A 13,063-nucleotide genomic window follows, 5' to 3' on the forward strand; every position below is an offset into this window, starting at 1 on the left:
CCGGTCACGGAACCGCCAACGTCCGTTTGCAAAACGGCCGCCGCGCGGGCAAAAGCGTGACATGACAGACATTGACCCGTCCGGCCCGTCCCCTGCCACGGATATCGAGACGTTCGCGCGCCTGGACATCCGCGTCGGCACCGTCGTGGACGCCAGGCCGTTTCCCGCCGCGCGCAAGCCGGCGTACCAGCTGTGGATCGATTTCGGGCCCCGGATCGGCGTGAAGCGCTCGTCGGCGCAGATCACCACCCATTACACGCCCGATCTGCTGATCGGCCGCCAGGTCTGCGCCGTGGTCAATTTTCCGCCCCGGCAGATCGGCCCGTTCCGCAGCGAGGTACTGACGCTGGGCATGCCCGACGACAAGGGCGATGTCGTCCTGATCCGACCCGACCAAACCGTGCCTGATGGAGGAAAGCTATTCTGATGGCCACCACCTACGCAACCGTCACCTGGGACCAGCTTCACCGCGACGCCCGCCTTCTGGCCGAGACCCTGATCCCGCGCGGCCCGTTCAAGGGCATCGTCGCCGTCACGCGCGGCGGACTGATCCCCGCGGCGATCATCGCGCGGGAAATGGATTGCCGCCTGATCGAGACGATATCGGTCGTCACCTATGACGAGGAGCATCAGGGCAAGCCGCAGGTCGTCAAGGCCCCGGCCGCCGCCGGCGACGGCGAAGGGTTCCTGATCATCGACGATCTGGTCGATTCCGGGGTCACCGCGCAGGTCGTGCGGCAACTGCTGCCCAAGGCGCTGTTCGCCTGTCTGTACGCCAAGCCGTCGGGCAAGCCGCTGACCGACCTGTTCGTCGTCGAGGTCCCGCAGGCAACCTGGGTGCTGTTCCCGTGGGATACCGCGCCGCTGTTCATCCCGCCGCTGGCCCGCAAGTCCGAGACCGCGGGCTGACATCAGGCCGGACACCGCCATGCCCCCCGCCGCGCCCCCCGCCGTTCCCGCGACCGAGGCCTTCAGCCCGGCGACCGCCGACCTCGACACCTGGGCCGTCCCGGTGCAGGTCGCGTCGCTGTGGGAAGGCCAGATGACGGCGGTGGCGGCCATCCGCCCCGCGCTGGCCGCCATCGCGGCGGCGGTCGAGGCCGCCCTGCCCCGCCTGCGCGCCGGCGGCCGCCTGATCTATGCCGGGGCCGGCAGTTCGGGGCGGCTGGCCGCGCAGGACGGCGCGGAGCTGGAACCGACGTTCGACTGGCCGGCCAGCCGGACCATCCTGCTGGTCGCCGGCGGCCCCCGCGCGCTGACCGAGGCGGTCGAGAACGCCGAGGACGACACCGACAGCGCGCGGCGCGACATGCAGGCGGCGCGGGTCGGGCCCGATGACGTCCTGATCGCCCTGGCCGCCAGCGGCCGCACCCCCTACACCCTGGCCTGCGTCCGTTCGGCGACGGCGGCGGGCGCGCTGACCATCGGGGTGGCCAACAGCGCAGGTTCCGCCCTGCTGGACCTCGCCGCCCATCCGATCCTGATCGAGACCGGCGCGGAGGCGATCGCGGGATCGACCCGCATGAAGGCCGGCACATCGCAGAAGATCGTGCTGAACCTGCTGTCGACGGCGATGATGGTCGGGTTGGGCCGCGTCCATGCCGGCCGCATGGTCGACATGCGCGCCCGCAACGAAAAGCTGCGCCACCGCGCCGTGCGCATGGTGCGCGACCTGACCGGCTGCACCGAACAGGCGGCCGTGGCCGCCCTGGCCGGCACCGACGGGCGGGTCAAGCCCGCCGTCCTGGTGGTGCACGGCCTGACGCCAGGCGACGCCGCCTCGGCCCTGGCGCGCCATGACGGACGGCTGCGGGCGGCTCTCCGTTCCGTGACGGCGGGCCCTGGCGGCGGGTGACGAAATTTTCACGCGGGCGCTTGCCAGAGCGCGCAAGGACTCATAGCTTCCCCCGCAGGTTCGGGGCGTGGCGCAGCCTGGTAGCGCGCGTGTTTTGGGTACACGAGGCCCCCGGTTCGAGTCCGGGCGCCCCGACCAGCGGGAAGAAGGAGTTCCATTCCATGCGGGCCCGAATCTACAAGGAAGCGAAGACCGCCACGCAGTCCGGCCAGGCGAACACCCATGACTGGATTCTGGAATACGGCCAGACGCAGCCCCGGCAGCAGGATCCGCTGATGGGCTGGACCGGAAGCCGTGATACGCGGTCGCAGATCCGCCTGCGATTCCCCGACCGCGACGCCGCCATTGCCTATGCGGACCGCCACGCGGTGCCGTACGACCTGGAACTGCCCGTCGCGCGCGTCCGCAAGCCCAAGGTCTATGCCGACAATTTCCGGTACGACCGGGTCCAGAACTGGACCCACTGACCCCGTTCCGGCATAGGAATGCTGGCCCCGCGCGCCCTTAGCTCAGTCGGATAGAGCAACAGCCTTCTAAGCTGTGGGTCGCTGGTTCGAATCCAGCAGGGCGCGCCATTTTCCGGCATTGCATACGCAAACAGGTTGCACCTGCTTTGCCGTGGGTCGTTGCCAGCCCCCATCCAAATCCGTCGATTCCTCCGGGCGCCCCCACCTCGCCGGCCGGCACGGTCCACCCAGCCATCCGGCCTTGGCGGACCATATTTTTTTTCGTTCCGGATACTGCCATACTCCCGGACGAAGATATGAATAAAATTTATCGTTATTGTAAATAAAATCTCTATACAATATAGAACAATTCGAAATCAAATGACGAACTGACAATTTAAATCGAATTTACCATGGATTTTTAAGTATAAATTTCAACATAAATCATATTTTCGTCAAAATTCAGGAATATTTTTCTTCCATTATAGGGTATCTTTCTGTATGAAAGATTCCATCTGAATATCAAAACGAAAGGACAGGTTGAACTTTTCAGTTTTATTCGTATCAAAATCGCACCGTTAGTGCGCTTTGTTCTCTTTCAGGCCCATAATGCCTGAATGCTCGTCCATGACTCTTTCATGGCGATTTCTTCCTGTGCCTTTATTGTCCGACCATTGGACAGAACTATCGGGCACCGGATCTGCTTCAGCGCCTATGGCGCGCATCCCTACATGATGATTTCGAAATTGCTGCGTCCCATGGGCCACGATTTCGAATGCAGCTTGCATCGATGCTTCGTAATGAGGCGAAGCCCCTCATAGTTATGTTGGCTGCCTGTTAAAGAGGAGTATCTCCCCTTGACGCAGACAGACGTTCTGTCCGACCGCCCCTCCCTGACCGACAGGATCGGCATTCCACGACCTCTTCTCTGGGGTTTTGTGGGCTTGCTGCTCTTCATGATCGGCGACGGCGTAGAGGCCGGCTATCTGGCGCCCTATCTTGAAAATCACGGCCAATCCGCGCGCGACGTGGCGTTCCTGTTCACGGTCTACGGTGTCGCGGTCTCCATCGCCTCCTGGCTGTCGGGCCCGCTGTCCGACCTGTGGGGGCCGAAGCGGGTCATGTGGATCGGCCTGGCCATCTGGAGCGTGTTCGAAGTGGCCTTCCTGGTCATGGGCCTGCAGGTCGCCAGCTTCCCGATGATGGTTGCCGCCTATACGCTGCGCGGGCTGGGCTATCCGCTGTTCGCCTATGGCTTCCTGGTCTGGATCGCCGCCGCGACCCCGCCGCGCCAGCTTGGCTCCGCCGCCGGCTGGTTCTGGTTCGCCTTTTCGGGCGGCCTGCCGACGCTGGGCTCGCTGTTCGCCAGCTTCTCCATTCCTGTTATCGGCGAACTCGCCACCTTCTGGTCGTCGCTGGGCCTGGTGGTCGCCGGCGGCCTGGTGGCGCTGCTGCTGACGCGCGAACCCACGGGCGCCACCCGTCTGGCCCCGCAGCACGTCTCCGTGAAGGGAATCTTCTTCGGTTCCCTCAGCATTCTGTGGCGCGAGCCCAAGACGTTCGTGGCCATGATCGTGCGCACCATCGACACGGCGTCGGAATACGCCTTCCTGGTGATCATGCCGTCCTTCTTCATGAAGGTCGTCGGCTTCACCCTGTCGCAGTGGCTGCAGCTGCTGTCGATCGTGTTCCTCAGCAACATCCTGTTCAACCTGGTGTCGGGGATGCTGGCCGACCGTCTGGGACATCGCACGGTGGTATCGATCGCCGGCTGCCTGGGGGCGGCGATCTCGGTGCCGGTCTTCTATTACGTGCCGATGGCCTATCACGGCAATTTCCTGGTCGCGTCACTGGCCGGCATCTTCTACGGCGCGACGGTCGCGGCCTTCGTGCCGCTGTCGGGCCTGGTGCCGCAGATCTGCCCGAAGGAAAAGGCGGCCGCCCTGTCCGCACTGGGCCTGGGCGCCGGCGCCAGCACCTGGGTTGGGCCGGCCATCGTCACCTGGTTCGAAGGCTGGCACGGGATCGAGGGCATCATCTGGATCTTCTCCGGCCTCTATGCCTTCGCCGGCATCCTGACCCTGTACCTCTCCGTTCCCGACCATGCCCGCGAGGCCGCCTCCACGCCCCAGCGCAAGGATCGGCGCGCCGACCGGAACACGGACGGCATGTACGGCGAAACCCCCGTCCTGCACTAATCCAACCCAGGCCGGCATCATCTGCACGCCCAGCCCCGGCCTTCCTCACGGAAGGCCGGGTGTCTGCCCAGTTGCATCCCCGACCAAAACCATGAATAAGAATGCCCCGTCGGAGAGGTGGCCGAGCGGTTTAAGGCAGCGGTCTTGAAAACCGCCGTGCGTGCAAGCGTACCGTGGGTTCGAATCCCACCCTCTCCGCCACTTTGGTCAAATTGACATTATTTGCGAATGGCTTCCCGCCGAATTTCAAGGGCGCGCAAAGCTCTGCATCCGGGTTTCGACGACGAACACGGCGTGAACCTGCACGGCCAGGTGAGTGAATTTCGCGATTGGCCGCCTATATAGAGTCGGTCACCGGGAAGCCCGCTTCCTCTTCCACGATACCGCACTGCATCTGCACGACGTATTCCCCCAACGCCCCCCCCTCATCGACCGGGTAGAGGTCGGGCTTGCCGTCATCGGGGTTTCCGGGCCGCACGCCCACTCACAGGAGCAGCCGATGCAAACAGAAATCATGATCCTGGCGGCGGGAGCGATGTTGCTCTTCGTGCATATCATTATCCCCTCCACCCTGAAGACCCGGCAATACGGTATCGACTGGAATACCGGCCCGCGCGACGAGACCATGCCGCCGCTGAATCCCGTCATCGCACGCTTGGCGCGGGCGCAAGCCAATTTCCAGGAGACCTTTCCGATCGCCATCGTGGCGTTGATCGGCGTGGTGGTAACAGGGCGTGAAAGTGATTTGAGCGCAATCGGTGGATGGATCTGGCTGGCTGCGCGCCTCCTGTACCTGCCGCTGTACGCCTTCGGGGTCGAGAAGATCCGCTCCATCGTCTTTCTGGTCAGCCTCGTCGGTCTTGGTCTGGTGCTGTACGCACTGGTGTTCGGATGACTGCCGGCGGACAACCGCGAAATCCATGACGTAAGCGGTCCCGGAAGCCACCGGCACCACCGTCATTTACCCGGCATCAATCACGCCACGCCCATCGTTCTCGTTTCCTCGGATGGATATGTGACGACGACGAACGTGGGGACCAAATGCGCGATCAGTATGCTGGCGACGTCAGCGATCTTCTCAAATTCGCGTTCCTGCGCGCGCTCGCGGGCGCGGACCGGATGCTCGGCATCGCATGGTACTATGCGCCGGAAGAGGACGGACGGCAGGATGGACGGCATCTCGAATGGCGCGACGAGGCAGCATGGCGTCTTCTCGATGAAGAGCTTCACGCGGGGCTCGCCAGGCTTCCGGAACGCAGCCCTGCCGCGCTTGAACAGGCAACGATCTGGCCCAGGGGGCCCTATTTCATCGTGAGCCGATGCCGCCGCGTGTGGAGCGGAATGCGTGGGGCACACGCAAGCGCAGCATCCTCGATGGTGCGGACATCATATTTCTCGACCCGGACAACGGCATCGGAGGGGAAACGGAGAAGCATGCGACCTTCTCGGAAATTCGGCAGCTCCGCAAACCCGAACGCGCCATCGCCTTCATCACCTTCCCAGGCCGAAGCACGATGCGTTTCTGCAGCGACTGCACGAGCGATTGATGGTCGAGACGGATGCTGGAAACGCCATCACTCTTCGGACGAACGTTTCCCTGCCGCGCACAGCGGGATCGCGCTTCTACGTGCAACGTCAGCGCTGGTTTACGGTCGTCGATCCTGATGACGAACTGACGGCCAGAGCGCAGGCATTCGCTACCGCCCTGACGTCCGTGCCACGCGTTCGGGCGCGTCTGGACGGCGCGGGGTCCAGGGCCTCAGGCCCTGGTGGGTTCGGGCAAAGCCCGGCCTGACCAGGGCAGCCCAACCTGCCGGCGCCGCGTACGGCGCCGGCAGGATATGTGCTTCAGGCGACGCGACGCGCGCCGCCGCCACGATGGCCGCCGCCGCCCTGGCGCTGCTGCGGGCGTCCGCCGCCACCGCCGCCCCGACCACGGCCGCCGCCACCGCCCAGCACGGGCGGACGCAGGGTGGAGTTGGAAGCGGTTTCGGAATGGTACGGATGTTCAACGACAACCGGGATCTTCTTGGCGATCGTCTTCTCGATATCGCGCAGCCACGCCCGCTGTTCGGCATCGCACAGCGACACCGCCCAGCCTTCGCGCCCGGCGCGGGCCGTGCGGCCGATCCGGTGCACGTAGCTTTCGGGCACGTTCGGCAGGTCGTAGTTGAAGACATGCGTGACGTCATCGACGTCGATGCCGCGCGCGGCGATATCGGTCGCGACCAGCACCTTCACGGCGCCGGAGCGAAAACCCGCCATCGCGCGTTCGCGCGCACCCTGCGACTTGTTGCCGTGGATCGCCTCGGAAACGACTCCATGATCGTTCAGGAAGGCGGCGACCTTGTTGGCCTCATGCTTCATCAGCGTGAACACCACGGCGCGCTCGACCTTGGGCGAATCCACCAGCAGCTTCAGCGCGTCGCGCTTGTTCTCGGTATCGACGAACATGACGGCCTGACGGATCCGGTCGACCGTGCTGGACGGCGGCGTCACCTGCACGGTGGCCGGGTCGCGCAGCAGCCCGTGGGCCAGATCCGAGATGCTCTTGGGCATGGTGGCCGAGAACAGCAACGTCTGGCGATCACGCGGCAGTTCGGCGACGATCCGACGGATGTCGCGCACGAAGCCCATGTCCAGCATGCGGTCGGCTTCGTCCAGCACCAGGACCTCCAGGCCGGACAGATCGACATGCCCCTGACCCATCAGGTCCAGCAGGCGGCCCGGGGCCGCCACCAGCACGTCGACGCCGCGGCGCATCGCCTCGACCTGCCGCCCCTGGCCGACGCCGCCGAAGATCACGGCATGGCTCAGCCGCATGTGGCGGGCATAGGCCTTGAAGCTTTCGTCGATCTGCGACGCCAGTTCGCGCGTCGGCGCCAGCACCAGGGCGCGCGCGCCCTTGGGGTGGGCGCGCCCGTGATGCGTCAGCAGCCGGTGCAGGATGGGCAGCGCGAAGGCCGCGGTCTTGCCGGTGCCGGTCTGGGCCAGGCCCAGCAGGTCGCGCCCGGCCAGCAGATGCGGGATCGCGCCGGCCTGGATGGGGGTCGGGGTCGTGTAGCCTTCCTCATTCAGGGCGCGCAGCAAGGGCTCGGCAAGTTGAAGGTCGGAGAATGTCGTCATGAAAGCGCCTCCCGGCACCAAAATGGCCGGAACCCTCACGACAGAATGAGCATCCGGAATGTCTTGAAAAATACGAAACACGGTTCGCGACCCTGCATCGCAGGGCACGCTGTCAGTCACCGCAAGCCGTCTGGGAAAGGGAAGATACGCTTGTCCGTCCAGTCCGTGCCCCCCGCGTCAACAAGGCACGTGCGTACAAGTCAGCATGCGGGACAGGCGCGGGCCATCCACGGGCGGCTTCTACCCGGTCAAGGCCTGTCCCGCAAGCCTTTTCCCAAGGATGGCCGTTGCCACCGGCATCGGCATGCCGGCGGCACCCGTCGCATCAGGCGAAACGGTCGCGCACGCGCACCTGCTCCAGCGTCAGGCGACTGGCCCGGGGCCGTGCCGCCTGCGTGCCCTTGCCGAGGGCGACGAACATGGTGATCACATGGTCGTCCGGCAGGTTGATCAGCTTCGCCACCGCATCGAAATCGAACCCGTCCATCGGGCAGGACTGATAGCCCAGGCTGGCGGCGGCCAGCATCATCGTCTGGGCGGCCTGGGCGCAGGACCGCATCGTCTCGTCCCGCTGAACCTGCGGGCGTCCCTCGTAATACTGGTTGATCAGGCCCGCCATCAGGTCCTGTACATCCTGCGGCGCGTCGGCCCAGTAGTGCGCCGGGTCCTTGCGCCAGGCCTGCATGTCCGCGCACATCACGATCAGCACCGAGGCATCGGTGACCTGCGCCTGGTCCCACGCCACCGCGCGGATCTGCCGCCGCAACGCCGGATCGGTCACCACGACGAAGCGCCAGTGCTGGATATTGAAGGCGGTCGGGGCCAGCATGCCCGCCGAAAGGATCGTGTCCAGGTCGGCGTCGGGGATGCGATGGTCCGGATCGTACTGCTTGACCGCGCGGCGTGTCCGGATGGCGTCCAGTGTTTCCATGGGGCGGATATCCTTGTCCTTGGTCATCGGTCGTTATTCTCGACCGATCGCCCCGGAATGCAACCGTCCCGCCAGCACCAGCGCGCCCTCGATCGCACCGCCCCGCGGCTCGGACAGGCGGCTTCGGCTCCACGGCGACAGACAGGGCCGCAACACGTCCGCCAGACCACCCACCAGGCAGCAGGGCAGGCCCCCGAACCCGTCACCCTCCAGCAACGCGGCCATCAGGCCATCGATCTCGGCCCCCGCCCGGGCCAGCAGCGCCCGCGCCTGTGCATCGCCCTGCCCGGCGGCGGCGACGATCTGTGGCACCAGGCACGCGAAGTCGGCAGGCCGGGCTCCGACCGCCCAGATCATCGGATCGCCGCCATCCGCCCCAGCCCGGTTCCGGATCGCCTCGGTCAGCGCCGTGCGGGGGGTACGGCCGTCGCCTGCGCGCAGCATCAGGCGTATCACCTCCAGCCCGATCCAGGCGCCGCCGCCCTCATCGCCCTGCGGAAACCCCCATCCGCCGACCCGGCGGGTCTGGCCTCCGGCCACGGCATATCCCACCGTGCCGGTCCCGGCGGCGACCATGGCGCCATCCTGTCCGCCATGCGCCCCGACGCAGGACGTATAGGCATCTGTCACGATCTCAATATCCGTGAAAATCGCCGGAAGGGCCATGAAACGCGCGCGCGCCTCCGGCACCTCGGCCCCCGCCAGCCCCGCGCCGGCCACCAGTCGGCACCCCACCGGCGACAGCCCGGCCTGCGCCATGGCCTGGTCCAGCGCATCGCGGACCGACCGCCATCCGCATTCGGCATCCGTCGCGATATTGGCGGGGCCGCCCTGCCCCGTGCCCAGGATCGTTCCGTCCGGCGTGGCCAGGCGCAGGCGCGTCGCCGTTCCCCCGCCGTCGATGCCGACCAGCACGGTGCGCGCGTCTTCGGCCGGCGCGCGGCCTACCGCCATGGATCAGCCGCCCCGCCGCCGCAGCAGGAACAACGCCTGCTCGCCGAACAGATTGGCCAGACGGATGGAGCGGCGCCACGGCGCGCGCTCGCCGTCCTCATCCACCGCCATCCATTCCTCGACCACGTAGCCCTCTTCCCGGCAGAGCATCAGGAAATCGAGAATCGTACAGGGATGGATGTTCGGCGTTTCGTACCACGGCGTGTTCCAGACCGCCGTCATCGGCATCCGCCCGGTCGTCAGCAGCTTCAGCCGCAACTGCCAGTGCCCGAAATTGGGGAACGAGACGATAGCATGGCGCCCGATCCGCAGCATCTGGCGCAAGACCTCGCGCGGGCGTTCGACGGCCTGCAAGGTGCGTTGCAGCACCACATAATCGAAGGCGTGCCGGGGGTAATGCGCCAGGTCGTGATCCGCGTCGCCATGCATCACCGGCAACCCATGCGCCACCGAGCGCGTGACCTCCTGCATGTCGATCTCGATGCCCTGGGCGTCGCAGCCGCGGGTGCGGAACAGATAATCCAGCAGCGCGCCGTCGCCGCTTCCGATATCGAGCACCCGGGTGCCGGGCTGGATCATTTCGGCGATCAGCCGCTGGTCGAGCCGCACCGGTCAGCCGATCCGCGCATGTTCGGCGGCGCCGGACAGGAAGCCGCGCACCGTGCGGTCGAAATCGGGTTCGTCCAGCAGGAAGGCGTCGTGGCCCTTGTCGCTTTCGATCTCGACGAACGAGACGTTGGCGGCGGCGCGGTTCAGCGCGCGGGCCAGCATGCGCGCCTGCGACGTGGGGAACAGCCAGTCCGAGGAAAACGACACGATGCAGAAGCGCGTGCGCGTGCCGTGGAACGGCCGGGACAGATCGCCGTCATGCTCGGTGCCCAGATCGAAATAATCCATCGCCCGCGTGATCGTCAGATAGGAATTGGCATCGAACCGGTGCACGAACGACGACCCCTGGTGCCGCAGATAGCTTTCGACCTCGAACATCTCGCCGAACAGCGACAGCGGGTTATCGCCATAGGGGTCGCGGCGGACGCGCCGGCCGAATTTGCGGGTCAGGGCTTCCTCGGACAGATAGGTGATGTGCGCCATCATCCGCGCGACCGCCAGCCCCCGGGCCGGAACGGCATCGCGTTCCCAGTACCGTCCGCCATGCCAGTCGGGGTCGGCGAAGATCGCCTGGCGGCTGACCTCGTTGAACGCGATGTTCTGGGCCGAGTGAAACGGCGACGTCGCGATGGGCATGGCGGCGAACACCATGTCCGGATAGGTCGCGGCCCATTCCAGCACCTGCATGCCGCCCATCGACCCGCCGACGACGGCGAACAGCCGTTGGATGCCGAAACGGTCGACCAGCAGCTTCTGCGCGCGGACCATGTCGCGGATGGTGACGGGTGGGAAATCGGTGCCCCACGGCTCGGTCCCGTCGGCCCCCGCCCCCGAGCGCGGCGACCGCGGGCCGGTCGAGCCCATGCAGCCGCCCAGCACGTTCATGCAGATGACGAAGAAGCGGTCGGTGTCGATCGGCAGGCCCGGCCCGACCATACGGCTCCACCACCCGGGCTTGCCGGTCAGGGGCTGGGTGTCCGCCAGATACTGGTCGCCGGTCAGGGCATGGCACACGACGATGGCGTTATCGCGCGCCGCCGACAGAGTGCCATAGGTCCGGTACGCGATCTGCACCGGGGCCAGATGGAACCCGCATTCCAGATGAAGCCCCTCGGGGAACACCACGCATTCGTGCTGAAGCAGGGCAGGTACGGTCTGATCCATCGCGCGGGCCGGCATTCCGTCGTGAACGATTGCAAGGCGCGGACAGGACAGCGTTGCAGACGATACCCTGTCACGACCGCGACGTCGTATGACACCGGCATCCGCCACACGCAACAGTTTGCATGCCCCACTGGGAAAAGCGGGGGGCCGCCGCCCCCCCTCTCACCGTATCGTGTGCACCTTGTGCGCTTCGCCCCGGATGGCACGACGTTATGGTCGGACCCTGCCGGCCCCAGGCGGGACGGCACATGCAGGAGGAAACCAACCCATGACCATCACCAAATTCGGCACCGCGCACTGGCAAGGCGGCCTGAAGGACGGCAAGGGAACCGTCTCCACCCAGAGCGGCGCGCTGTCGGCACTGCCCTACGGGTTCAACACCCGCTTCGAAGGCGTGGCCGGCACCAACCCCGAGGAACTGGTGGGGGCGGCGCACGCCGCCTGCTTCGCCATGGCCCTGTCGGGCGTATTGGGCGGAGCCGGCCTGACGGCGACCGCGCTGGACGCCAAATCGGTCATCTCGCTGGAAAAGCAGCCCGACGGCTTCGCGGTGACGGCGGCCCACCTGACCCTGACGGCCACCATCCCCGGCGCGACCGAGGATCAGTTCCAGGACCTGGCCGCCAAGGCCAAGGCCGGCTGCCCGATCTCGAAACTGCTGAACGCGCCCATCACGCTGGAGGCGACGCTGACGGCGTGACGCTCTCGCCGACCTGCGCCCGGTGGCGCAGCAGATGATCGGCCAGCACGCAGGCCATCATCGCCTCGCCCACCGGGACCGCGCGAATGCCCACGCAGGGGTCGTGCCGGCCCCGGGTCGCCACCTCGACATTTTCGCCCGATCGCGTCACCGAGGCGACGGGCGTCAGGATCGAACTGGTCGGCTTGACGGCGAAGCGCGCGATCACCGGCTGCCCGGTGGAAATCCCGCCAAGGATGCCGCCCGCGTGGTTCGAGGCGAAGGTCAGCCGGCCGTCCTCGATCCGCATCGGGTCGGCATTATCCTCGCCGGTCAGGGCGGCGGCGGCGAAACCCTCGCCGATCTCGACGCCCTTGACCGCGTTGATGCTCATCAACGCCATCGCCAGGTCGGAATCGAGCTTGCCGTAAATCGGCGCGCCCAGCCCCGGCGGCACGCCCTCGGCCACGATTTCGATCACCGCGCCGACCGACGATCCCGCCTTGCGCACCGCGCCCAGATAATCTTCCCAGACCGGCACCATCTCCGGGTCGGGGCAGAAGAACGGGTTGGTGTCCACGGCCTCCCAATCCCAGCGGGCACGATCGACACGATGCGGGCCGATCTGCGTCAGGGCGCCGCAAATACGCACCCCCCCGCCCAGCACCTGCCGTGCCACCGCGCCCGCCGCCACCCGCATCGCGGTTTCCCGCGCCGACGACCGGCCGCCGCCGCGATAGTCGCGGATGCCGTATTTCAGGTCGTAGGTGACATCGGCGTGGCCCGGGCGATAGCGCTCGGCAATGTCGCCGTAATCGCGCGACCGCTGATCGGTGTTGTGAATCAGCAGCGCGATCGGGGTGCCGGTCGTCCGGCCCTCGAACACGCCCGACAGGATCTCGACCGCGTCGGGTTCCTGGCGCTGGGTGGTGTATTTCGACTGGCCGGGGCGCCGCCGGTCCAGCCACGGCTGGATGTCGGCCGCCGACAGCGCCAGGCGCGGCGGGCAGCCGTCGACGACGCAGCCGATGGCCGGCCCGTGGCTTTCGCCCCAGGTCGTGACCCGGAACAGATGGCCGAAACTATTGTGCGACATGACCC

16 protein-coding genes and 3 tRNA genes are annotated in these 13,063 nt (G+C 66.5%); 11 read left to right on the forward strand and 8 right to left on the reverse strand.

The annotated features are described in order from the left end of the window. Positions 1-61 precede the first annotated feature (61 nt). From HLH34_RS11600 to HLH34_RS11625, 6 genes are all read left to right on the forward strand, one after another. Complete coding sequence (locus HLH34_RS11600; protein ID WP_183119734.1) at positions 62-427, forward strand: tRNA-binding protein; 366 nt, start codon at positions 62-64, stop codon at positions 425-427. After that, on the forward strand, positions 427-909 hold the full coding sequence (gpt, locus tag HLH34_RS11605; RefSeq protein WP_183119735.1) for a xanthine phosphoribosyltransferase: 483 nt from the start codon (positions 427-429) through the stop codon (positions 907-909). The genes HLH34_RS11600 and gpt overlap by 1 nt, the downstream gene beginning before the upstream one ends. A 19-nt stretch (positions 910-928) precedes the next feature. Continuing rightward, entirely contained in the window at positions 929-1,855 is a 927-nt protein-coding gene (locus HLH34_RS11610) for an N-acetylmuramic acid 6-phosphate etherase (protein ID WP_183119736.1), read from the forward strand. Positions 1,856-1,916: 61 nt separating this feature from the next. Then, a tRNA-Pro gene (locus HLH34_RS11615) sits at positions 1,917-1,993 on the forward strand. A gap of 23 nt (positions 1,994-2,016) precedes the next feature. After that, positions 2,017-2,322 (forward strand): ETC complex I subunit, encoded by a 306-nt coding sequence (locus HLH34_RS11620; protein WP_183119737.1) that lies wholly within the window; start codon positions 2,017-2,019, stop codon positions 2,320-2,322. Between the two features lie 31 nt (positions 2,323-2,353). Continuing rightward, positions 2,354-2,430: transfer RNA gene (locus HLH34_RS11625), tRNA-Arg, on the forward strand. Between the two features lie 449 nt (positions 2,431-2,879). Here the strand turns inward: HLH34_RS11625 and HLH34_RS19195 are convergent. Continuing rightward, a complete protein-coding gene (locus HLH34_RS19195) occupies positions 2,880-3,089 on the reverse strand; it encodes a hypothetical protein (protein WP_220792147.1) in 210 nt (69 codons plus the stop codon). Between the two features lie 69 nt (positions 3,090-3,158). Here HLH34_RS19195 and HLH34_RS11630 point away from each other — a divergent pair, with 69 nt between their 5' ends. The 3 genes from HLH34_RS11630 to HLH34_RS19435 all read left to right on the forward strand — a co-directional run bounded on the left by HLH34_RS11630 (position 3,159) and on the right by HLH34_RS19435 (position 5,394). Continuing rightward, the gene (locus HLH34_RS11630) at positions 3,159-4,499 is read left to right on the forward strand and encodes an MFS transporter (RefSeq protein ID WP_183119738.1); all 1,341 of its coding nucleotides are present in this window, start codon (positions 3,159-3,161) and stop codon (positions 4,497-4,499) included. Between the two features lie 111 nt (positions 4,500-4,610). After that, positions 4,611-4,700, forward strand: a tRNA-Ser gene (locus HLH34_RS11635). A gap of 115 nt (positions 4,701-4,815) precedes the next feature. Beyond that, complete coding sequence (locus HLH34_RS19435) at positions 4,816-5,394, forward strand: MAPEG family protein (RefSeq protein ID WP_204738786.1); 579 nt, start codon at positions 4,816-4,818, stop codon at positions 5,392-5,394. An 80-nt stretch (positions 5,395-5,474) separates the two neighbouring features. Here the strand turns inward: HLH34_RS19435 and HLH34_RS11645 are convergent, their stop codons facing one another. Continuing rightward, entirely contained in the window at positions 5,475-5,729 is a 255-nt protein-coding gene (locus tag HLH34_RS11645) for a hypothetical protein (RefSeq protein ID WP_183119739.1), read from the reverse strand. An 89-nt stretch (positions 5,730-5,818) separates the two neighbouring features. Between HLH34_RS11645 and HLH34_RS11650 the strand changes: the two genes are divergently transcribed. After that, a complete protein-coding gene (locus tag HLH34_RS11650; RefSeq protein ID WP_183119740.1) occupies positions 5,819-6,046 on the forward strand; it encodes a hypothetical protein in 228 nt (75 codons plus the stop codon). Between the two features lie 301 nt (positions 6,047-6,347). Here the strand turns inward: HLH34_RS11650 and HLH34_RS11655 are convergent, their stop codons facing one another. The 5 genes from HLH34_RS11655 to metX all read right to left on the reverse strand — a co-directional run bounded on the left by HLH34_RS11655 (position 6,348) and on the right by metX (position 11,283). Beyond that, the gene (locus HLH34_RS11655; RefSeq protein ID WP_183119741.1) at positions 6,348-7,625 is read right to left on the reverse strand and encodes a DEAD/DEAH box helicase; all 1,278 of its coding nucleotides are present in this window, start codon (positions 7,623-7,625) and stop codon (positions 6,348-6,350) included. A gap of 325 nt (positions 7,626-7,950) precedes the next feature. Further along, on the reverse strand, positions 7,951-8,583 hold the full coding sequence (locus HLH34_RS11660) for a nitroreductase family protein (RefSeq protein ID WP_373318624.1): 633 nt from the start codon (positions 8,581-8,583) through the stop codon (positions 7,951-7,953). A gap of 6 nt (positions 8,584-8,589) precedes the next feature. Beyond that, complete coding sequence (locus HLH34_RS11665; RefSeq protein ID WP_183119742.1) at positions 8,590-9,510, reverse strand: BadF/BadG/BcrA/BcrD ATPase family protein; 921 nt, start codon at positions 9,508-9,510, stop codon at positions 8,590-8,592. A 3-nt stretch (positions 9,511-9,513) separates the two neighbouring features. Continuing rightward, the gene (gene metW, locus HLH34_RS11670; RefSeq protein ID WP_183119743.1) at positions 9,514-10,119 is read right to left on the reverse strand and encodes a methionine biosynthesis protein MetW; all 606 of its coding nucleotides are present in this window, start codon (positions 10,117-10,119) and stop codon (positions 9,514-9,516) included. Between the two features lie 3 nt (positions 10,120-10,122). Continuing rightward, on the reverse strand, positions 10,123-11,283 hold the full coding sequence (gene metX, locus HLH34_RS11675; protein WP_183119744.1) for a homoserine O-acetyltransferase MetX: 1,161 nt from the start codon (positions 11,281-11,283) through the stop codon (positions 10,123-10,125). A gap of 268 nt (positions 11,284-11,551) precedes the next feature. On the opposite strand from metX, the gene HLH34_RS11680 reads away from it, so the two are divergent. Beyond that, on the forward strand, positions 11,552-11,983 hold the full coding sequence (locus HLH34_RS11680; RefSeq protein ID WP_182943863.1) for an OsmC family peroxiredoxin: 432 nt from the start codon (positions 11,552-11,554) through the stop codon (positions 11,981-11,983). Here the strand turns inward: HLH34_RS11680 and aroC are convergent. Next, the gene (aroC, locus tag HLH34_RS11685) at positions 11,955-13,058 is read right to left on the reverse strand and encodes a chorismate synthase (RefSeq protein WP_183119745.1); all 1,104 of its coding nucleotides are present in this window, start codon (positions 13,056-13,058) and stop codon (positions 11,955-11,957) included. The two genes, HLH34_RS11680 and aroC, sit on opposite strands and share 29 nt — an antisense overlap. Positions 13,059-13,063 lie beyond the last annotated feature (5 nt).

Origin of the sequence: Gluconacetobacter azotocaptans (genome assembly GCF_014174355.1) — a bacterium.
Taxonomy (GTDB): Bacteria; Pseudomonadota; Alphaproteobacteria; order Acetobacterales; family Acetobacteraceae; genus Gluconacetobacter; species Gluconacetobacter azotocaptans.